This is a genomic window from Streptococcus cristatus, assembly GCF_003943815.1.
GTDB classification, from domain to species: Bacteria; Bacillota; Bacilli; order Lactobacillales; family Streptococcaceae; genus Streptococcus; species Streptococcus cristatus_F.
The window spans coordinates 79,607-101,568 of sequence record NZ_RJNA01000006.1 but is presented as its reverse complement, the minus strand read 5'-3'; the positions used below and the strand labels follow the sequence as shown (position 1 = coordinate 101,568).

Sequence of the window (21,962 nt, the reverse complement as noted above, 5' to 3'; positions counted from 1 at the left end):
TGTTATAATTTATTGTATCATAAAAGGAAAGAATGAGAAAATCAATGGAAATAAAAGCCGTCTTTTTTGATATAGATGGAACCTTGATTAATGACAGTCGAACCGTCTTGAAATCGACAGAAGCTGCCATTAAGAGTTTGCAGGAACAGGGGATTTTGGTCGGTTTAGCAACAGGTCGGGGCCCTTTCTTTGTCAAGCCTTTTATGGATAAGCTGGATTTAGACTTTGCTGTCACCTACAATGGTCAGTATATTTTTTCAAAGGACAGGGTTATTTCTGCCACACCGATTGATAAGCAGAGCCTGCGTGATCTGATTACTTATGCCAAGGAGCACCGGAAAGAGATTTCCTTGGGAACAGAACAGGCTATGCAAGGTTCAAAAATTATGACCTTTGGTATGAGTTCTTTTTCACAGTGGGCTACCCAGTTTATTCCTAGAAAGATGACTCGGACGGTGAGCCATGGTTTTAACAAGATTGTAAGTAAGGCCCTGCCTCAGCATGAAGAAGACCTGTTGAAATTGATTCAAGAGCCCATTTTTCAGGTGCTGATTTTGGCGGATCCGGCTGAGAGTGCAAAGATTGAAGTAGATTTCCCCCATTTAAAATTTACTCGTTCGAGTCCTTATGCAGTGGACATCATCAATCAAGGGATGTCCAAGCTGGAGGGGATTCGTCTAGTCGGTCAAGAGTATGGCTTTGATATTCATCAGGTCATGGCCTTCGGCGACTCTGACAATGACTTGGAAATGCTGTCGGGAGTTGGCTTGTCTATTGCTATGGGAAATGGCACCAGCTCTGTCAAAGAAGTAGCCAAGCATACGACTAGCAGCAATAGTCAGGACGGGATTCATCGGGCACTAGAACATTTTGGTATTTTAGCGAGTGAGAAAGTCTTTGTGTCTCGCGATCACCACTTCAATAAGGTCAAGACCTTCCATAGTGTTATGGATGAGTCTACGCAGGAAGAACCCATTGCTTGGACACCAGAGGAAGCTCGGCACCGTGCTGACTTCAAGTTGGAAGAGTTGGTTGAATTTCTCAGAGCTGCCAGCTCTTCAGAGGAAGAATTTGACCAGTCGATGTCCAGAATGCACGAGGCTTTAGATAAGGCTGCTGCCAAGGTTCGTAGCAAGAGCAAGGCAGAAATCTCCTTAGTTGGTCAAGTGGATGCTCTGATCGATACGCTCTACTTTACTTACGGTAGCTTTGTCTTGATGGGAGTTGATCCTGAGCGGATTTTCGATATTGTCCATCAGGCCAATATAGGGAAAATTTTCCCAGATGGAAAAGCGCATTTTGATCCAGTGACCCATAAAATCCTCAAACCAGATGACTGGGAAGAAAAATATGCGCCAGAACCAGCGATCGAACGGGAGTTGGAACGACAGATTCAGGCCTATCAGCGTAATGTGGAAAAGACGCAAAAAGAAACAAAAGACGAAGAGTAGTGACTCTTCATCAGCAGAATTTTTATTTTACGATACTCAATCGAATTATTTTACGGAGGTTTTCTCATGTTATCAAGAGTTGAAAAATTTGAAGCAGCCTTGGCTCAGACAGAATGCGATGCTGTCCTAGTAACCAATCTGAAAAATATTTACTATCTGACTGGTTTTAGTGGCACAGAAGCGACAGTTTTCATCAGCAAATCACGACGGATTTTCTTGACGGATTCTCGCTATACCTTGATTGCCAAGGGCGTGGTTGAAGGCTTTGATATTGTTGAAACGCGGGATGCGGTTGGTGAAATTGCTAATATCATTGCAGACGATCAGTTGGCGAAAATCGGTTTTGATGATGAGATTTCCTATGCTTACTTCAAGATGCTGGAAAGTGTGTTTGCTGGTCATGAGTTGGTGCCGATGACAGGTTTTATCGAAAATCTGCGCATGATTAAAGATGAGCAAGAAATCGCGACCATTCGCAAGGCCTGTCAGATTTCGGATCAAGCTTTCCTAGATGTGCTGGATTTTATCAAGCCTGGTGAGACGACAGAGCTGGCTGTTATGAACTTTTTAGATGCCCGTATGCGGCAGCTAGGTGCTTCAGGTGCCTCTTTTGACTTCATCATCGCTTCGGGTTACCGCTCTGCTATGCCGCACGGTGTGGCTAGTGACAAGGTTATCCAAAATGGTGAGACCCTGACCATGGATTTTGGCTGCTATTATAACCACTATGTCAGCGATATGACACGGACTGTTCATGTGGGGCAGGTGACGGATGAAGAGCGGGAGATTTATGACATTGTCCTGCGCAGCAATCAAGCCCTGATAGAAGCGGCTAAAGCTGGACTCAGCTGTATTGATTTTGACCGGATTCCTCGTCAAATTATCAACGACGCAGGCTATGGTCCTTACTTTAGCCACGGAATTGGCCACGGAATTGGGCTGGATATCCATGAGATTCCTTACTTTGGTAAGTCAGAAGAGCCGATCAAGGCTGGCATGGTCCTGACGGATGAACCGGGTATCTATCTGGATGGCAAATACGGCGTTCGCATCGAAGATGACCTTCTGATTACAGAGACTGGTTGTGAGGTCTTGACCCTTGCTCCAAAAGAATTGATTGTGATTTGAGAATTATCAAGCTTTATGGTAGAATAAAGAGTAAATTATTTATTAAAGAGGTAAAAAACAAATGATTGAAGCAAGCAAGCTGAAAGCTGGAATGACTTTTGAAACTGCTGATGGTAAATTGATCCGTGTCTTGGAAGCAAGTCACCACAAACCAGGTAAGGGAAATACTATTATGCGTATGAAATTGCGTGATGTTCGTACTGGTTCTACATTTGAGACTAGCTACCGTCCAGAAGAAAAATTTGAGCAAGCTATCATCGAAACAGTACCAGCACAATACTTGTACCAAATGGATGGTACTGCGTATTTCATGAATACTGAGACTTACGATCAATACGAAATTCCAGTCGTTAATGTAGAGGAAGAATTGAAATACATCCTTGAAAACTCAGACGTGAAAATCCAATTCTACGGATCAGAAGTGATCGGTGTAACAGTACCTACAACTGTTGAATTGGTGGTAACAGAAACACAACCATCTATCAAAGGTGCTACTGTAACAGGTTCTGGTAAACCAGCAACTCTTGAAACAGGTCTTGTTGTCAACGTACCAGACTTCATCGAAGTTGGACAAAAATTGGTCATCAATACAGCAGAAGGAACTTACGTTTCTCGTGCGTAATTTCAATCTTTCATATAGAAAGGAATTCTTATGGCAAACGAACAATTAGGCGAAATCGTTATTGCGCCACGAGTCTTGGAAAAAATTATTGCCATTGCTACGGCTAAGGTAGAGGGCGTTCATTCTTTTGCAAATAAAAGCATGTCAGATAGCCTTTCTATGCGTACGCTTGGACGCGGTGTTGCGCTGCATACGGATGAAAGTGGCGACATATCAGTTGATATCTACCTCTATCTGGAGTACGGTATTAGTGTGCCAACAGTTGCAGTTGCGATCCAAAAGGCGGTCAAAAGTGCTGTGAACGATATGGCTGAAGTAGAGCTGTCTGCTGTCAATATCCATGTGGCAGGTATTGTTCCAGAAAAATCACCAAAACCAGATTTGAAAGATCTGTTTGATGAGGATTTCCTCAATGACTGATGTTTTGTTAGAATCTAGAAGAGAGCTACGCCAGCGGGCGTTTCAGGCTTTGATGAGCCTAGAGTATGAAGGGGATGCCATTGAGTCTTGTCGCTTTGCCTATACCTATGATAAGGGCGAAGAGCTGACAGATGCTGAGGTCAATATCCCAGCTTTTCTACTCAACTTGGTCACAGGAGTATCCCAGTCCAAGGAAGAGTTAGATAAGAAAATCGCCCAGCACTTGAAAGCAGGTTGGACAGTTGAGCGTCTGACCTTGGTGGAAAAGAATATCCTGCGATTAGGCATCTTTGAAATCACAGAGTTTGATACTCCTGAGCGAGTAGCGGTCAATGAAGCCATTGAACTTTCCAAGCAATTCTCTGATGAAAAATCAAGTAAGTTTATCAATGGTATTTTAAGCCAATTTATAACAGAAGAAAAAGACTGAGACGATTGTCTCAGCTTTTTTGGTTTTTGATAGTTGTAGTCGCTGATAATGCTTAAAAATTTTCCATTATAGCAACCTAGGTCTCGGCTGGTCCTTTTTCCTATAGAATCATGACAATCTAGGCCTCGGCCGGTTACTTTTCCTATAGATTCGTGGTAATCTAGGTCTCGGTTGGTCACTTTTCCTATAGATTCATGACAATCTAGGTCTCGGCTGTTCACTTTTCCTATAAATTCATAGGAATCTAGGTCTTGGCTGTTTACTTTTCCTATAGATTCATGGCAATATAGACCTAGGACGCTCTTTTCATCTCTGTTTATAGGATAAATCGCTTTCGTTTCTTACGATTTTTACTAGGTTTTTTAGAGGTGAGGAATCGTCTAGTCAGTCTAAGCAAGAAAAGAAAGAGATAATAGAAAATCGCCTAAAGAGCAATTCTTTAGAAGAGAGTTTTTGAGGGGAATCTTTGGATTTAATACCTATTTGAATAGGGCTATACGGGAAAATTTAAATTGCTGGTAAACTTGATAATGTTGAAAAAATTCCTGTCTGTTTTTGTATAGTGGTAGTGTAAAATAAGTTGTGTAAACACAAAAAAGGAATAAATCCGTTATAGTAGAGTTGCGAAACATTACTAGAAAGAGATTTATTTCTATGACTCAGTTTACCACAGAACTACTTAACTTCCTAGCCCAACAGCAAGATATTGATGAATGTTGCCGTTCTTCTCTTGAAACAGCCATGAATGATCTGCTTCAAGCGGAGTTATCAGCCTTTTTAGGGGATGAGCCTTACGATAAAGTAGGCTATCATACTGGAAATAGTCGTAACGGAACCTATTCACGGAAATTTGAAACCAAATATGGGACTGTTCAGTTAAGCATTCCAAGAGATCGTAATGGGAACTTTAGTCCAGCTTTGATCCCCGCTTATGGACGTCGCGATGATACTTGGAAATGTTCTGACACCCTTGAAAGCTTATTTGATAACACTTCGTAACTCTACTTGAGCGTTTACACAAAATTATAGAATGTATCTACAATTATCTAAAAGCTTGTAAGAAATAATAAAATAAAGTAATAAGAATGGTATAATAGGTAGAATATATATTTAGTCCTGATGGTCTTCCGATGATAGGAGCGACTGTGATCGCTTTTATTGAATTGATAAATGAGAAGATTAAAGCGGTGTAGACAAATTAGAGATTGTAGATGTGTTGAAATGGAAAAAGATATACAGTTATGTTTGATGGAAGAAGATGACCGAGAGCTGTTTATTTTGGATAATCAGGAAGCTTTTAACTACGGGGCTTTGGAGGAGTTTGGGTGTAGAGATAACCACTTTGAAGAAGATGGTCAAATCATTTCACGAGAGACCATCGAACAGTCCATTGACCACGGAAAGGCTTATCGTATTATTCTTGAAGAGAAAAAAGTTGGCGGTGCTGTAATTAAAGTTGATGGAGAAAAAGGAAGTTTAGACCTGCTATTCGTTTCCCCAGATGCTCACGGTAAGGGAGTTGGATATGCTGCTTGGTGTCAAATTGAAAAGTTACATCCAGAAGTCAAAATTTGGGAGACTATGACACCATACTTTGAGCAGCGTAATATACATTTTTATGTAAATAGATGTGGGTTTCATATTGTTGAATTTTTTAATAAATTTCATCCTGACCCAAATGAGCCAGAAGCGGATGTTAAGGAATTTGATGAGCAATTTCCAGACGGAATGTTTCGGTTTGAAAAAAGAATAGATTGAATTAGAAGTTGGAATTGCAATAGAGCGGTGCTTAATGACTATCTTAAAGATAATGCTAATAACGGTCAGTGTTGCATTTATTATGTTTGAATATGAGATCGCCCCAATGGAGTATCTAATAGATTGTATTATTAAGAGCTTTAAGGTACTTGAAAAATTCCAAGAAGAGGAATAGCTTAGAGCAGGTGAATACAAGGATTATTTGCAGATTACAGGAGGATAAGCATGACGATTGTTTTGATTTCAGTTATTATTGCATTTCTATATCATAAAATCGCAGAACATTTTAAGAATAGTTATATTGATTGTATTTTATTTCTATCATTGATTTTGTCTCATTTTATATGGGATTACTATTTCTTACCAATTGACATAGTAATTGCCTTCAGTGGAGTATATTTACTATCAAATTTCTTTGAAAAGGTGAGAAGTAAGCAATGAAACTGATTTAGAGAGAGTCACTATAAAATGAAAGTTAGGTATTTAAAATGAAACATTTTTTTGCAGGGCTTGGTGCCATAAACTTTGCTAGTTATCTAATTGCTATAGGTGTAGGATTGGCACCTCTCTTTCACATTTTTATAATCCGTTCGGAAGTCAGTTTTGGGAAAATAGTATTGTCTATAATAGCTATACTTTTAATCATAATTTTAACGATTGCGCGAATTTATAGAAGATTTTTCTATGTAGATTAGTTTGATTTCCTTTAGAATTTGGGAAAACTTTATCTTTCTAAAAAAACGAACAGTGCTATTGAATGCAGGCGATACCTAAGGGAAGCGGTAGTGATTATGAGATCAAAAAGTAATCAGGGATTGGACTGTATTAAAAAAGCCCTTTAAAGAAAAGATTTACGGAAGAAATGCTTTTTTGATGAGCCTAAAGAAATTTTTAGTTTCATCATCTTAAACAACAAAGAGAGAGGTGGTGGATTTCGTATGAAAGGAATCTGAAATCATACATAAAGCTTTGAAATAAAAAAATGATCTATGAAAACCTTTACATTTCGATAGAGAATCTGTATAATAAATACAGAAAACGTTTGCATGCGTATTTTCTATAGGAAAAAATAAAGGAGTTTTTTTATTTATGAAAAGAAACTATCATCTACAGTCTCGGACCAGTGAAAAGCGTCATTATTTCGGGATTCGTCGCTTAAAAGTCGGAGTAGCATCTGTCGTGATTGCGTCTGGCTTTCTCTTTGGAGGTGCCCAGTTAGTCAAAGCGGATGAGACAAAGGCTACGACTAGCCCAGCAACGGAAACAGTATCAGCTGCTAATTCAGAAGCTTTGCCTAAGCCAGCAGATGAAGCAAAAGCCGAGGAAGTGGATAGTTCAGCGCAAAAAGAAAGCGAACAAAAAGGCAATATCGAGAAAAGCGCCCAGCCTGAGGCAGTAGTAAATCAAGCTGCTCAGCCGACAGAGGGGGCAGACTCTAGTGCGACTCCAGAAGCAGCTGGGAAAGAAGTCAAGGAAACAGCTGCATCTGACGAGAAAGAAAAGCCAGCGTCAACTGATCAGTCAGAGACATCGACCAAGGATGCTATCGCAGATGGCCATATGCGTTTCCATTTCAAAAATCTACCATCCGAGAATCTGGATAGCTTAGGTTTATGGACTTGGGATGATGTTGAAACGCCTTCTGGTAAAAAGGGAGGCTGGCCGACTGGTGCGACCAGTTTTGCGACAGCTAAAAAAGATGATTATGGCTATTACCTTGATGTCAAGATGGCAGAGAAAAGAAGCAAGGTTAGTCTCTTAATCAACAATACAGCAGGTCAAAACATTACGGGTGATAAGACGGTTGAGCTGCTCAGCCCTCAGATGAATGAAGTTTGGTTTGACAAAGACTATAATCCTCATACCTCCGAGCCCTTGAAAGAAGGAATGCTTCGCATCAATTATTATCGTACAGATGGTCAGTATGATAAGAAATCCCTTTGGCTCTGGGGAGATGTGCAAAATCCAGGTCAAAATTGGCCTGATGGCGTGGACTTTGAAAAGACTGGAAAATACGGTCGCTACGTAGATGTTCCTCTGAAAGAGGCTGCAAAGATGGTTGGTTTCCTGCTTTTAGATGAAAGCAAGTCAGGAGATGATGTGAAGATTCAAAAACAGGATTATAATTTTGCAAATTTGGGTAAGACTAGCCAGATTTTCTTGCGTGATGCGGATCCAACGGTTTATACCAACCCATACTTTGTCAATGATATTCGTATGACAGGAGCCCAGCATGTTAGCTTGACAGAGATTGAGGCGACCTTCTCTACCTTAGAAAACGCTAAAAAAGAAGACATTCTGAAAAACCTAAAAATTACCAACAAAGATGGCGGAGAAGTCACTGTTAAAGATGTGGTTCTGGACTCTAAGAATAAAAGCGCAAAGTTAATCGGTGATTTTAATCAAGCTCAGTCACCTTACCTTATCAAATATGGCAACGATCAATTCAAAACCAGCATGAACTGGCAGCTGAAGGATAGTATCTATAAGTATGATGGTGATTTGGGAGCGCGTGTTTCTCAAGCGGGCAAACAAGTGGATGTAACCTTCTGGTCTCCAAGTGCCGACCAAGTTGAATTGGTAGTCTATGACAAAGAGGATCAGAACAAGGTCATTGGTCGCCTGGCTATGGAAAAAGGTGAATCTGGCACATGGACTGGCAGCTTGACCCCTGAGAGCGGTCTGGGGATTTCTGACTATCGAGGGTATTTCTATCATTATGAAATTACTCGCGGTGGCAAAAAGGTTCTTGTGCTGGATCCTTATGCCAAGTCTTTAGCTGCTTGGAACAGTGACGATGCGGACAAGGGGGATGCCTACAAGATTGCCAAGGCAGCCTTTGTAGATCCAAGTGAATATGGACCGAAAGACCTGACCTATGCTACTATTCCGAACTTTAAGAAGCGAGAAGATGCCTTGATTTATGAGGCGCACGTTCGTGATTTCACCTCTGATCCAGCTATCTCAAAGGATTTGAAATCTCAATTTGGAACCTTCTCAGCTTTCATTGAGAAATTAGATTATTTGAAAGACTTAGGAGTGACCCACGTTCAGCTCTTGCCCGTTTTGAGTTATTATTTTGTAAATGAGCTGAAAAATGCTGAGCGCATGGACAAGTACGCTTCTAGCAACAGCAACTATAACTGGGGCTATGACCCGCAAAACTACTTCTCGCTGACAGGTATGTACTCCAGTGCACCGACAGATCCAGCCAAGCGCATTGAGGAATTTAAAAACCTTGTCAATGAAATTCACAAGCGTGGCATGGGCGTTATCCTGGATGTGGTCTATAATCATACGGCCAAGACCTCAATCTTTGAAGATTTGGAGCCCAATTACTACCACTTTATGGATGCGGATGGTACACCGAGATCAAGCTTTGGTGGCGGCCGCTTGGGTACTACTCACTATATGAGCAGACGGGTCTTGGTGGATTCAATCAAGTACCTGACAGAGCAGTACAAGGTAGATGGCTTCCGCTTTGATATGATGGGAGACCACGATGCTGAGTCCATTCAAAAAGCCTTTGAAGAAGCTAAAAAGCTCAATCCAAATCTCATTATGCTGGGTGAGGGCTGGAAGACTTATGCAGGTGATGAAAATAAAGCTGTCCAGCCTGCTGACCAATCTTGGATGAAGTCAACAGACACGGTAGCGGTCTTCTCAGATGATATTCGCAATACCTTGAAATCAGGTTATCCAAATGAAGGAACACCAGCCTTTATCACCGGTGGCAAACGCAGTGTGGATAATGTCTTCAAAAATATCAAGGCGCAACCAACCAATTTTGAGGCGGATAGCCCAGGGGATGTGATCCAATACATCGCAGCCCATGATAATCTGACGCTCTTTGATATCATTGCCCAGTCGATCAAGAAAGATCCGGCAGTGGCTGCCAATTATCAAGAGATTCATCGTCGCCTACGTCTGGGAAATCTGATGATTCTGACTTCGCAAGGGACACCATTTATCCACTCTGGTCAAGAGTACGGCCGGACCAAGCAATTCCGTGATCCTGCCTATAAATATCCTGTCTCAGAAGACAAGGTTCCAAACAAAGCGCATTTGTTGACCAATGAGGATGGCACGCCGTTTGAATACCCGTATTTCATTCATGATTCTTATGATTCAAGCGACGCGGTCAATCATTTTGATTGGACCAAGGCGACTGATTCGGAGAAATTCCCTGAAAATGCCAAGAGCCGTGCTTATATGAAAGGCTTGATTAGTCTGCGGAAATCAACGGACGCCTTCACTCGCAGTTCCAAAGCAGAAGTGGATCAAAATGTGACCCTCATCACCCAGCCTGGCAAGGATGGCGTTGAGAAAGAAGACCTTGTCCTTGGCTACCAAGTGGTTGCTTCGAATGGCGATATTTATGCAGTCTTTGTCAATGCAGACAAAAAGGAGCGAAATTTCAACTTTGGTGAAACCTACAAACATCTAGCAGGTGCAGAGGTTGTGGCTGATGGCAATAGCGCAGGCGTTTCAGCTATTTCAAATCCAGCAGGTGTCACTAGAAGCAGCAATGGCTTGACTCTAGCTCCGCTGACAGCGACAATTTTGCGGATTAAAAAGGCGAGTCCAGCTCAAGAAGAAAAGCCTCAAGATACAAGTAAAGATATCCAGCAAAATCCGTCTCAAGGTAGCGTTAAGGAGCTTCAAAAAGAACAAAGCCCAAGCCCTAGCTTATCGAATAAGCTTGTTCAAGTTCCATCTACATCTCCATCGTCAGAGAGTCAAAAACCACTTGCCGCAAAGCAACAGCAGGACAAAGTAAGTCCTACTGAGACTGCTTCGACAGAAAAAGTCTTGCCGAAAACGGGCACAGAAACTTCTCTGCTGGCGATTTTAGGTGCTTCTCTTGCCTTCTTGGCTGGCTTGCTCGCTTTTAGAAAGAAGCAATAAAGTGAGAGTGGGACAGAAATCGGTAATTCGTTAGAATTCGATTTCGTCGTCCCACCTCCGCACAGTTGAGTAGGGCTGTAAAAGCTGATGAGATCAGCGTAGTAGAGCCCACTCAATCACTGCGTCTTGCTCGACATTCCAAAGACAATTGAGAGGCCAGGACTTTTGTCCCAAACTCAGCAGTTGTAGAAATCCATGTTTCTCAGCCGTGATAGATAAAAATACGACTTCCATTTTGGAAGTCGTATTTTCTTATTTAGTAGGGATTGAATGAAAATTACACACTCTTGCCAGGCAAGAGGTTCACAGGCAGGAAGTAGCCGGTCGTTGTGACTTCTTGCTTGTCAATCTTTTGTAGCAGTAAATCAACAAGAAGTTTGGCAATCTCCTTCAGTGGCTGTTTAATAGTCGCTAGTTGAGGATAATAATTTTCGACAAAATAAGTTCCATCGTAGCCGATGACTTTTAAATCTTTAGGAATCTGGATGTCCAGCTCCTGAGCGACTTTCATCACTAGAATGGCTGTCAAATCATCTGAAGCAAAGATGGCGTCTGGCTTTTCATGGGTTAAAATATGCTTGATTTCCATTTCCTTGCGGATGGGAGAATAATCGCTAGAGACATTGATGATTGGAGCGTCTGGTAGAACAGAGGCGAAGCCAGCATGGCGCAGCCCAGTTGGGGAATTGGAGTTGTCATTACCAGTAATCATGATGATATTTTGAGCGCCAGCCTTGACCAAGGTCTGAGCAGCCAGCACTCCACCGCCATAGTTGTCTGAGGAGACAACTGGAATATCTGGTGAAAGGTTACGGTCAAAGGAAATGATAGGAGCAGTTACGCGATTATAGTCTTCGATGCCTAGATTGTGACTGCCGGAGATGATACCATCCACCTGATTGGCCTCGAGCATCTCAAGGTATTCACGCTCCTTGTCTGAGTCATGCTCACTATTGCAGATGATAGTTTTATAGCCTTGTTTAAAGAGCTCATGCTCCAGCTTGTCAATTAATTCTGCATAAAAGACATTGCTGATATTAGGGAAAATGAGTCCAATCAGCTTGGCTGATTTTCCTTGGAGGCTACGCGCCAGATTGTTAGGCTTGTAGGCCAATTCTCGCATGGCTGCTTCAACCTTAGAAATCGTTTTGTCGGATAAGTAGCCTTTTCTGTTGATGACGCGGGAAACAGTTGTGGGGCTGACTCCTGCTAGTTTTGCTACATCAGTTAGCTTTGCGACCATAATCTAATTCATAGTAAGTACCGGTTGGATTGCCTTTGGTAATGGCAATGCCTGTCTGGTCTTCTCTCGGGAAGACACGACCGGAAAATACTTTCTCTCCTTTATTGATGAAAATTTCAAAAATTGATTTATCGATGAAGATAGTAGCACTAGTTGCTTCTTTGTCAATATTACAGCTTCGGCTGGTTCCAAAGTCCAGAGCGAATGGCTCACCCGCTTGACTGCGGTCAACAGTCACTTGACCTGCCTTGAGGTCGAAATTGATGCGTAGGCCCTTGCTATCCTTGTCCGCAAAGAGAATGATTTCGTGTTCGGCGTCTGCAGCGAGATTCAACTCTAGTTCGTAGCTATTCTTGCTTTCTACCAAAGCAGCGAAAGGTTGTTCCTCTGCTCGCAAATTCTTGATAGCAGGCACTGGGTACTGGTAGAGCTTGCCGTCTTTCAGGGTTAATTCCTTGACGAGGGAGAAGGCTCCTTGATGGTCGAAGCGGTCAGATGGGTATTCCACATCCGGCAAGCCTAGCCAGCTGACAGCTAGTGCACGGCCGTCAGGCGCGTTAAAAGCTTGGGTCGCGTAGCAGTCGAAACCGTAGTCCAGATTTTGGATAGGGCTAGGATTAATCAAAGCAGCGTTACTTATGTCAAACGATTGACCCATTTTATACATGTTTGGATAAATGTTGCCATAATCCAGCACGTCCTTAGACAAACCTTGAGGGCAATAGAGCAGGACTGGTTGGTCGTTGATAAAGACTAGATTAGGACACTCCATCATATAGGCTGTCTTGTCATTGGCGAAGTCTAAATCGCCGACGACTTCCCACTTGGTATAGTCATTATCAACAGCCTTGTAAAGCTTAACATAACCTTGCTTGTCTAGATTTTGTCCTCCAACGATAGCATAGAATTGTCCTTTGTAGTTGAAAATCTGGGGATCGCGGAAGTGGTCGGTCGCTTCAGCAGGCTGCTCAATCAAGACCTTGTCGATTTTTTCGAGCTTGCCTGATTTATCTAGCAAGGCACCGATTTGATAAGGATGACGCACCCAATTCTCATCACGAACATTGCCGGTGTAGAAGAGAAAGAGATTGTCACCGAACTGCATGGCAGAGCCTGAGTAGGCGCCGTGGCTGTCCAAAGCAGTATCTGGCAGCACCTGAAGGCCGGTTTCAGTGAAGTGAACTAGGTCATCACTTTCTAATTGAACCCAGCATTTAAGACCGTGGGCTGCCCCGAAAGGAAAGTTTTGGTAGAAAACCACCCACTTGCCATCAAAATAAGAAAAACCATTGGGGTCATTGAGCAGACCTGTCTGAGGCTCCACATGATAGCTGGCCCGCCAAGGAGATTTAGCGATGTTTTCTTTGATCTGCTGCACCTCTTCCTGAGTCCAGTCTTCATAGCGTTTGTAGCGTTTTTCAGTCGTCCAAGCCAATCTTTTGTCCTCCGAATCATATTATTTCTTATTACTATAGTAAACGTTTTCTGCTGAAAAATCAACATTTAACAGTAAAAAAATATTTTTTCTGCAAAACGCTTGACATATCTCTGAATCATGGTAAAATAATATTCGTAAAGGTGATAAAATCGCTTTCAAAAAGTTTTACAATATTTTTATAAGGAGATTTTTGCAAATGAACAATACTGAAATTGCAAAAAAGGTCATCGAAGCCTTGGGTGGACGTGAGAACGTTAACAGTGTAGCCCACTGTGCGACTCGTCTGCGCGTCATGGTTAAAGATGAAGGAAAGATCGACAAAAATACTGTCGAGAATCTAGAAAAAGTTCAGGGAGCTTTCTTTAACTCAGGCCAATATCAAATCATTTTTGGTACTGGTACGGTTAATAAGATTTATGACGAAGTTGTAGCACTTGGCTTGCCAACTTCATCAAAAGATGACATGAAAGCTGAAGCTGCTAAGCAAGGGAATTGGTTCCAACGCGCCATCCGTACATTCGGTGACGTATTTGTACCAATTCTCCCAGCTATTGTTGCGACAGGTCTTTTCATGGGAGTTCGTGGAGCAATTGCTCAGGATCAAGTTTTATCTTTATTTGGTACCACAGCGGATGCTTTCAAATCGACTGACTTCTATACTTATACAGTAGTATTAACTGATACAGCCTTCGCTTTCTTCCCAGCTTTGATTTGCTGGTCAGCTTTTAGAGTCTTTGGCGGGAACCCCATCATTGGTTTGGTTCTTGGTCTAATGATGGTTAACTCAGCACTTCCAAATGCTTGGGATGTAGCTGGTCAGGCTACTAAATTTGCTGTTGATCCTTCTAAGGATATTTTAGACAAGATTGCTAATATGGATGTTCTTGGAAGTCTAAAATTTGCTAGCGAAGTTACAGCAACAAAAGCTCATCCAATTTACTTCTTTGGTTTTATTCCGGTGGTTGGCTACCAAAACTCGGTGCTTCCTGCCTTCTTTGTAGGTTTGTTTGGTGCGAAATTTGAAAAATGGCTGCACAAGAAAATTCCAGATGTCTTGGACCTTCTTCTTGTTCCATTCCTTACTTTTCTTGTAATGTCTATTTTGGGACTCTTTGTGATTGGTCCAGTCTTCCACATTGTTGAGTCATATGTTTTGAATGGTACAGAGTTCCTTCTTAGCCTTCCGTTTGGTCTTGCTGGTTTGATTATTGGTGCAGTACATCAACTGATTGTCGTAACTGGTGTTCATCACATCTTCAACTTACTGGAATCTCAATTGGTATCTCAGACTGGGAAAGATCCATTTAATGCGATTATCACTGCTGCTATGACAGCTCAGGCTGGTGCGACTTTGGCTGTAGCTGTGAAGACAAAATCTAAAAAACTCAAGGCTCTTGCATTCCCAGCAGCACTTTCTGCAGGATTGGGTATTACTGAGCCAGCTATCTTCGGGGTTAACTTGCGCTTCGTTAAACCGTTTGTAATTGGACTGGGTGCTGGTGCTGTTGGTGGTTGGTTAGCTTCTATTATGGGGCTTGCAGGTACAAGTTTCGGTATCACAATTATTCCAGGTACACTCCTTTACCTGAATGGTCAATTGTTGCAATATATCTTTATGGTTGTTCTGACAACTGGTTTGAGTTTTGTTCTGACTTATATGTTCGGATACAAAGACGAAGAAACTGCTGAAGAAAAAGCTGAAACTGAAAAACTTGTCGAAGAAGAAACAACTGGTAATGTTCCAGCGGCTCTCCAAGATGAAACAATCATTTCTCCAATCGTTGGTAGTGCAGTAGCTTTGAGCGATGTAAATGATCCTGTTTTCTCAAGCGGAGCTATGGGTCAAGGAATTGCGATTAAACCAACTGAAGGTGTCGTTTACGCCCCAGCTGATGCAGAAGTGATAATTGCTTTTGCGACAGGCCATGCTTATGGTTTGAAGACAGCTAATGGTGCTGAAATCCTGATCCACGTTGGTATTGACACAGTGTCTATGAATGGCGAAGGATTTGATCAAAAAGTTTCTCAAGGTTCTAAAGTCAAAGCTGGCGATATTATTGGAACTTTTGATTCAGCTAAAATCGCAGCAGCTGGTCTGGATGACACGACTATGGTTATCGTGACTAACACAGCTGACTACGCTTCTGTGACTCCAGTAGCAGAAGGAACTGTTGCTAAAGGCGATGCGATTATTGAAGTGAAAGCTTAATCTTAGCTAGAGAAAGTCAACAAAGGAAAACGAACAACTTATGTTTGTTCGTTTTTTACTTGAGTGCTAAGATTTACAGAGGAAAATCTAAAATATAGAGCCATTTCCAATAGGGAAATATGCTATAATGGAGTATAAAGAATACAAGAGGTGTTTGAAATGACAAAATTGTACGGAAGTTTAGAAGCCGGTGGAACCAAATTTATCTGTGCTGTGGGCGATGAAAATTTTAATGTTGTAGAAAAAACACAGTTTCCTACGACCACGCCGATTGAAACGTTAGATAAAACGATTGAGTTTTTCTCTCGTTTTGACAATTTAGCAGGTCTGGCAGTCGGCTCTTTCGGTCCAATTGATATTGACCCTAATTCAAAAACATATGGCTACATTACGACAACTCCAAAACCACATTGGGCCAATGTAGATATCGTGGGAGCGCTTCGTCGTGCGTTGAATGTGCCAATCTACTTTACGACAGATGTCAACAGCTCAGCTTATGGTGAAGTTGTAGCCCGTAACAATGCTGGTGGTCGCGTTGAAAATCTGGTTTATTATACGATTGGAACAGGGATTGGCGCTGGTGCTATCCAACGTGGTGAATTTGTTGGGGGTACAGGCCATCCAGAGATGGGACACTATTATGTAGCTCAGCACCCAATGGATGTGGAAAAAGGCTTTAATGGCGTTTGTCCTTTCCACAAGGGCTGTTTGGAAGGCTTAGCAGCTGGTCCTAGCTTAGAAGCGCGGACGGGTGTGCGTGGTGAAAATATCGAGCTCAATAACTCTGTCTGGGATATTCAGGCTTACTATATTGCGCAGGCAGCTATTCAAGCAACGGTGACCTTCCGTCCAGATGTCATTGTCTTTGGTGGTGGTGTGATGGCGCAACAGCACATGCTGGACCGTGTTCGTGAGAAATTCACAGTCCTGCTCAATGGTTACCTGCCAGTGCCAGATGTGCGTGACTACATTGTCACACCGGCTATCGCAGGAAATGGCTCAGCTACACTAGGAAATTTTGTCCTCGCAAAAGATATTAGCGAACGCTATGCAAAATAAGTAAACAAGGCGTTGAGAGTTTTCAAATAAACTAAGGAGGCTGAGATAGGGAATCCAGCCTCTTCCATTTGAGGTGAAATATGCAAAAAGCAATTGTGAAAGATCCTTTCTTTTTACAGCAAAAATCAGTCCCTGCCACGAAAGCTGATCTATTTTTGGCTCAGGATTTGCAGGATACCTTATTGGCGCATAGAGAGTCTTGTGTCGGTCTTGCTGCCAATATGATTGGTTTCCAAAAGCGGGTGATTATTTTTATGTATGGTATGTTGCCCATGGTCATGTTTAATCCAGTTCTCATTCAGAAATCAGGAGCTTATGAAACGGAAGAAGGCTGTCTGTCCTTGACAGGCAGTCTGTCAACCATTCGTTACCAGAAAATCACGGTCGAATATCTGGATCAGAATTGGCTAAAGAAGACCATCACGTTAGAGGATTTTCCAGCGCAAATCTGCCAGCACGAATTGGATCATTTGGAAGGAATTCTCATATAGGAAATGTACCTGGAAAGGATAGGAATAGAATGAAAGTATACCAGCGCGATGGAGCAACATTTTATGCCATAGGCTTTCTCTTACTCTTTGCTATCTTTTTTATCATGGCTTTTGTATCTATGGATCAGGCTTCTCTTGAGTCAACAAGTCAAAATAGTGCTAATCAACTGGTTCATAGGAGTCCTACCAGCAAAGAAGACCAAAGAAGCAGGCAGACTACTGAAGAAAGCAACAATATGCTCAATTCGCTCTATTGGGGAATGGGCATAACCGCTATTTTTATGATCGTTCTAGGCTATATTTCGAATCATAAACCACCGATTTTAGAGATGGATGAGATGGGAATAAGGCTGAGAGGTTTATCTGCTAAAAGAGAGAAGTACTTCTTGTGGCAGGAGATTGAGCAAATTGAATACGATATATCTCGACCTAGGATGACATCTTCCGAACCGACCAGTCGAATTTTATATTTCTATCCTAAAAATCAAGAGGAGAGTGCTGTCTTTTTAGACTTGGCAGATGTGAAAAATACTAGCTTCAATGAACTTCATCAAGAAATTTCTCAACTTGCTCCTCATATCAAATGGCTCTTTCCATAGAAATGAATGACGAGGAAGATTATTATAGAGTAGGGATTTGCTACTATTGTTTCGGTTAAAAATATTAAGATTAAAAAGCCTTTGGATTGGTAGAACTGGGACTCTTGGTTCCAGTTTATTTTTTTTCTTAAAAATAGTTCTCATAGAAACTTTTTCTTGACATCTGCTTTTCATGTGGTAAAATAGTTCTCATGAAAACTAATTAGTTCTCATGAGAATTAATTTAGAAAGGAAGGATTGATGGAAAAGCCTTTATTAGAAATGAAGCGTTTTGGTCGAAAGATTCATCTCATGGTAGAGAAACTTGCCAAGGAGCAAGGAATTGAGTCCATGGCTGGGCCGCAGGGACAGGTCTTGCATATTGTTGCCCATCGCGCGGAAGAAGGCAAGGACACGCTTATCAAGGATATTGAGCAGGAGTTGGATATCTCCAAATCGGTTGCCTCTAACTTAATGAAACGGATGGAGAAGAATGGCTTTATCCAGCTGGAAGTTAGCAAGACAGACAAGCGGGCCAAGTATATCCGCCTTACCCCGCAGTCGCAGGAAAGAATGAAGAAAATCCGTGACTTTTTTGGTGAAATAGACCGATCTATTTTGAATGGTGTTTCTGAGCAGGAGCTGTTGATTTTTTCACAAGTCATGGCCAAGTTCTATCAGAATATCGAAAGTTTAGAAAATGGAGGGAAAGATGATTAAGCTATTTAAACGGCTGACGGTAAGGGAAGTGAGCATGATTGTTCTCAGTGTACTCTTCACCTTCCTGACGGTATATTTGGAATTAGAAGTTCCGACCTATATTTCGACGATTACAGAGCTACTACAAACGCCGGGAACAGTTTTAGCAGATTTGTGGGAACCGGGATTGAAAATGCTTGGCTTATCCTTTGCTAGTTTGCTGTCAGCTATCGTAGTTGGCTTTTTTGCCGCTCGTATAGCAGCTAGCTTTACCCAGAGTCTGCGGAGCGATATTTTCAACCGTGTGCTAGACTATTCGCAGACGGAGATTAAGAAATTTTCGATTCCTAGTCTGCTAACTCGGACAACGAATGACATTACTCAGGTGCAGACCTTAATCACAATGGGGTTGCAGGTAGTGACCAGGGGGCCGATTATGGCGATTTGGGCCATGACCAAGATTATTGGCAAGTCCGAGAACTGGCTGATTGCTGTTCTGATTGCTGTTCTTGTTAATATCCTGATGACAGTAGTTTTGGTTACACTGGCCTTTCCCAAGCAAACAGTGGCGCAGCGTTTGGTCGATAAGCTAAATAGCGTCACTAGAGAGAGTCTGACTGGGATTCGCGTGGTCCGGGCTTACAATGCGGAGGATTATCAGGATGAGAAATTTGCAGCAGCTAATGATGAAGTGACTCGCCTTAACCTCTTCATTAATCGTCTGATGGCCATAATGAATCCAGTTATGATGGGGATTTCTAGCGGTTTGACACTGGCAATTTACTGGATTGGTGCTTATCTGATTCAGGAGGCTGGGCTGCAGGAGCGTCTCCCACTCTTCAGTGATATGGTCGTCTTTATGTCCTATGCTATGCAGGTTGTGATGGGCTTCTTGCTCATGGGTGCCCTCTTTATCGTCCTGCCTCGGACCATTGTATCGGCTGGCCGGATTAATGAAGTGCTGGATCTGCATTCTTCTATCACCAGTCCGGAACAGCCTAAGGCAGCAGCAGAAAGAAAGGGAGAAGTGGTCTTTCGAGATGTGTCTTTCCGCTATTCTAAGAATTCTGAAGCGGTCATTGAGCATGTCAGCTTTACAGCGAAGGCTGGTGATACTGTAGCCTTTATCGGCTCAACTGGTTCAGGGGAAATCTACTCTTGTCAATCTCATTCCTCGTTTTTACGATGTGACAGAAGGAGAGATTCTGGTAGATGGTGTCAATGTTCAGGATTACCAGCTAGAAGACCTACGCAATAAGGTCGGCTACATCCCGCAAAAGGCGGTGCTCTTCTCTGGTGATATTGAGAGCAATCTGGACTTCGGTCAAAGTCAAGCAAGTCCGCTGGATGAGCAGGGGATGTGGGAGGCTCTTGACCTGGCACAAGCCAAGCCCTTTGTCCAAGAGAAAGAAAAGGGACTCAAGTCAGAAGTGGCTCAGAGCGGGACCAACTTCTCTGGTGGCCAGCGTCAGCGTTTGGCTATTGCTAGAGCCTTGGCTCGTAAGCCAGAAATCCTCATCTTTGACGACTCCTTCTCAGCCCTAGACTATAAGACAGACCGCATTTTGCGCAAGGAACTGGCTGAGCGAACGCGGGATATGACCAAGCTAATCGTGGCGCAGCGGATTTCTACCATCATGGATGCGGATCAAATCTTGGTCTTGGATGCTGGCAAGGTGGTTGGTCAAGGTACCCACCGAGAACTTTTGGCAAATAACGCGGTTTATCAAGAAATTGCTTACTCACAACTATCCAAGGAGGAATTAGAAAATGGAAAATAAGAAGTTTTCATTATTTAACCAGATGCGGCCTTATCTCAAAGGTTTCCAGCTTCCTCTTGCTTTGGCATTTGTGGGAGCTGTCTTGTCGAATATTATCACGGTTTATGGACCAAATAAATTAAAAGAAATTACTAATCTTATTTCAGAGGGTCTGGGCAGCAATATTGATTTAAAAGCTGTGTCTCAGATTGCCTTTCTCCTCGCTATTCTATATGCAGTCGGAGCTCTGCTCAACTACGGTCAGTCCTTTATCATCAGTACGGTTGTCCAGTATTTCTCCAAGCGGCTGCGGACGGCCATTGCGGAGAAAATTAACAAGCTTCCCTTGAGCTATTTCGATGGCCATTCTCAGGGAGATACGCTATCGCGCGTGACCAACGACGTGGATACGGTTGGCCAATCTCTTAACCAGAGTTTGGGAGGTGTTATCTCTTCTAGCTTGCTTTTGGTGGCTGTGGTTTTGACTATGTTCTTTATGAACTGGATTTTGGCTTTGGTGACCATTTTGGCTACTGTAGTTGGTTTTGTCTTTGTCGGCCTCATCATGGGCAAGTCTCAGGGCTATTTCACTGCCCAACAAAACGATCTGGCTGCTGTTAACGGTTATGTTGAGGAAATGTACTCCGGCCATAATGTTGTTATCAGCTACAATGCCATTGAACAGTCAAAGGAGCACTTTGCAGTTCTCAATCATAATCTCTATAACAGTATTTGGAAATCGCAATTTATCTCTGGCATGATGATGCCGCTCATGTTCTTTACAGGTAATTTCGCCTATGTGCTGGTTATTTTGGTCGGTGCTGCTCTGGCGATTAATGGTTCTATTAGCATCGGGATTATCGTTGCCTTTATGGTTTATGTGCGGACCTTCTCTCAGCCTTTGTCACAGATTGCCCAAGGAATCACTGTCTTGCAGCAGGCTGGTGCAGCACTAGTTCGTGTCTTTGAATTTCTAGCTGAGCCTGAGATGGAAGACGAGCAGCATAAAGAGCAGCAGCTTACTGCTGTCAAGGGAGATGTTGCCTTTGAAGATGTCTTCTTTGGCTACAAGCCAGACCAGACGATTATTCATGATTTCTCAGCCCAGGCCAAAGCTGGACAGAAGATTGCCATTGTCGGTCCGACGGGTGCTGGTAAGACGACTATCGTTAATCTGCTCATGAAATTCTATGAAATTGATAAAGGGCGTATCAGCATTGATGGTATAGATATTAAGGATATGAAACGCTCCGAGGTTCACGATGCCTTTTCAATGGTTTTGCAGGATACCTGGCTCTTTGAAGGAACTATCCGAGAGAACTTGATTTATAATCAGGAGCATGTGACAGATGAAGCAGTTGTTGCCGCAGCAAAGGCGGTCGGTGTTCATCACTTTATCATGACTCTGCCGCAGGGCTATGATACGGTGCTGGATGACACGGTCAACTTATCGGTCGGTCAGAAGCAGCTATTGACAATCGCTCGTGCTCTACTGAAAGATGCGCCGCTCTTGATCTTGGATGAGGCAACTTCTTCAGTCGATACGCGGACGGAGGAACTGATTCAAAAGGCCATGGACAAACTTATGGAGGGCCGGACTTCCTTTGTCATTGCTCACCGCCTGTCCACTATCCGTAATGCAGATCTTATCTTGGTCATGCGCGATGGAAATATCATCGAGCAGGGCAACCACGATGAACTCATGAAGCAGAATGGCTTCTATGCGGACCTCTATAATAGTCAGTTTGAGGAAGGTGAAGTAGCTTAA

General features: G+C 42.6%; 18 protein-coding genes and 2 pseudogenes. 18 read left to right on the top strand and 2 right to left on the bottom strand.

Annotated elements, in window-relative coordinates:
* The first annotated feature begins 44 nt into the window (after positions 1-44).
* The 11 genes and pseudogenes from D8872_RS05435 (at position 45) to D8872_RS05390 (ending at position 10,717) form a co-directional block, all read left to right on the top strand.
* Positions 45-1,451 (top strand): Cof-type HAD-IIB family hydrolase, encoded by a 1,407-nt coding sequence (locus D8872_RS05435; protein ID WP_125390233.1) that lies wholly within the window; start codon positions 45-47, stop codon positions 1,449-1,451.
* Positions 1,452-1,517: 66 nt separating this feature from the next.
* Positions 1,518-2,579 carry a M24 family metallopeptidase gene (locus D8872_RS05430; protein ID WP_048764469.1) on the top strand — a complete coding sequence of 354 codons (1,062 nt, stop codon included), beginning with the start codon at positions 1,518-1,520 and terminating at the stop codon, positions 2,577-2,579.
* A 61-nt stretch (positions 2,580-2,640) separates the two neighbouring features.
* Positions 2,641-3,201, top strand: coding sequence for an elongation factor P (gene efp, locus D8872_RS05425; RefSeq protein WP_005591786.1), 561 nt, complete (start codon positions 2,641-2,643; stop codon positions 3,199-3,201).
* Positions 3,202-3,231: 30 nt separating this feature from the next.
* The gene (locus D8872_RS05420) at positions 3,232-3,621 is read left to right on the top strand and encodes an Asp23/Gls24 family envelope stress response protein (RefSeq protein ID WP_045500744.1); all 390 of its coding nucleotides are present in this window, start codon (positions 3,232-3,234) and stop codon (positions 3,619-3,621) included.
* Positions 3,614-4,051, top strand: a complete 438-nt coding sequence (gene nusB, locus D8872_RS05415) for a transcription antitermination factor NusB (RefSeq protein ID WP_048764465.1) — start codon at positions 3,614-3,616, stop codon at positions 4,049-4,051. The genes D8872_RS05420 and nusB overlap by 8 nt, the downstream gene beginning before the upstream one ends.
* A gap of 654 nt (positions 4,052-4,705) precedes the next feature.
* Positions 4,706-4,999: pseudogene (locus D8872_RS05410) on the top strand (transposase); the annotation flags it as partial.
* A gap of 158 nt (positions 5,000-5,157) precedes the next feature.
* Positions 5,158-5,244 (top strand): CD1845 family protein, encoded by an 87-nt coding sequence (locus D8872_RS11190; protein WP_221760745.1) that lies wholly within the window; start codon positions 5,158-5,160, stop codon positions 5,242-5,244.
* Positions 5,245-5,272: 28 nt separating this feature from the next.
* On the top strand, positions 5,273-5,809 hold the full coding sequence (locus tag D8872_RS05405) for a GNAT family N-acetyltransferase (protein WP_048764461.1): 537 nt from the start codon (positions 5,273-5,275) through the stop codon (positions 5,807-5,809).
* Positions 5,810-6,034: 225 nt separating this feature from the next.
* Entirely contained in the window at positions 6,035-6,250 is a 216-nt protein-coding gene (locus D8872_RS11015) for a hypothetical protein (RefSeq protein WP_048764458.1), read from the top strand.
* Between the two features lie 47 nt (positions 6,251-6,297).
* The gene (locus D8872_RS11010) at positions 6,298-6,504 is read left to right on the top strand and encodes a hypothetical protein (protein WP_048764457.1); all 207 of its coding nucleotides are present in this window, start codon (positions 6,298-6,300) and stop codon (positions 6,502-6,504) included.
* 394 nt (positions 6,505-6,898) lie between these two features.
* A complete protein-coding gene (locus D8872_RS05390; protein WP_125390231.1) occupies positions 6,899-10,717 on the top strand; it encodes a pullulanase in 3,819 nt (1,272 codons plus the stop codon).
* Between the two features lie 277 nt (positions 10,718-10,994).
* Here D8872_RS05390 and D8872_RS05380 read toward each other — a convergent pair whose 3' ends face one another.
* Positions 10,995-11,960: a LacI family DNA-binding transcriptional regulator gene (locus D8872_RS05380; RefSeq protein WP_048764853.1), complete on the bottom strand. Its 966-nt coding sequence runs from the start codon at positions 11,958-11,960 to the stop codon at positions 10,995-10,997.
* Positions 11,941-13,395, bottom strand: a complete 1,455-nt coding sequence (locus D8872_RS05375) for a sucrose-6-phosphate hydrolase (RefSeq protein ID WP_125390230.1) — start codon at positions 13,393-13,395, stop codon at positions 11,941-11,943. Before D8872_RS05375 ends, D8872_RS05380 begins: the two co-directional genes overlap by 20 nt.
* A 199-nt stretch (positions 13,396-13,594) precedes the next feature.
* Here D8872_RS05375 and D8872_RS05365 point away from each other — a divergent pair, with 199 nt between their 5' ends.
* The 7 genes and pseudogenes from D8872_RS05365 to D8872_RS05335 all read left to right on the top strand — a co-directional run bounded on the left by D8872_RS05365 (position 13,595) and on the right by D8872_RS05335 (position 21,962).
* On the top strand, positions 13,595-15,607 hold the full coding sequence (locus D8872_RS05365; RefSeq protein ID WP_125390229.1) for a sucrose-specific PTS transporter subunit IIBC: 2,013 nt from the start codon (positions 13,595-13,597) through the stop codon (positions 15,605-15,607).
* Between the two features lie 159 nt (positions 15,608-15,766).
* Complete coding sequence (gene scrK, locus D8872_RS05360; RefSeq protein ID WP_125390228.1) at positions 15,767-16,666, top strand: fructokinase ScrK; 900 nt, start codon at positions 15,767-15,769, stop codon at positions 16,664-16,666.
* Positions 16,667-16,746: 80 nt separating this feature from the next.
* Positions 16,747-17,157 carry a peptide deformylase gene (locus D8872_RS05355; protein ID WP_125390227.1) on the top strand — a complete coding sequence of 137 codons (411 nt, stop codon included), beginning with the start codon at positions 16,747-16,749 and terminating at the stop codon, positions 17,155-17,157.
* 29 nt (positions 17,158-17,186) lie between these two features.
* Positions 17,187-17,756, top strand: coding sequence for a hypothetical protein (locus tag D8872_RS05350; RefSeq protein ID WP_125390226.1), 570 nt, complete (start codon positions 17,187-17,189; stop codon positions 17,754-17,756).
* Between the two features lie 240 nt (positions 17,757-17,996).
* The gene (locus D8872_RS05345) at positions 17,997-18,455 is read left to right on the top strand and encodes a MarR family winged helix-turn-helix transcriptional regulator (RefSeq protein WP_005591800.1); all 459 of its coding nucleotides are present in this window, start codon (positions 17,997-17,999) and stop codon (positions 18,453-18,455) included.
* Positions 18,448-20,215 (top strand): annotated as a pseudogene (locus D8872_RS05340) (ABC transporter ATP-binding protein). Before D8872_RS05345 ends, D8872_RS05340 begins: the two are co-directional and overlap by 8 nt.
* Complete coding sequence (locus D8872_RS05335) at positions 20,205-21,962, top strand: ABC transporter ATP-binding protein (RefSeq protein WP_125390225.1); 1,758 nt, start codon at positions 20,205-20,207, stop codon at positions 21,960-21,962. Before D8872_RS05340 ends, D8872_RS05335 begins: the two are co-directional and overlap by 11 nt.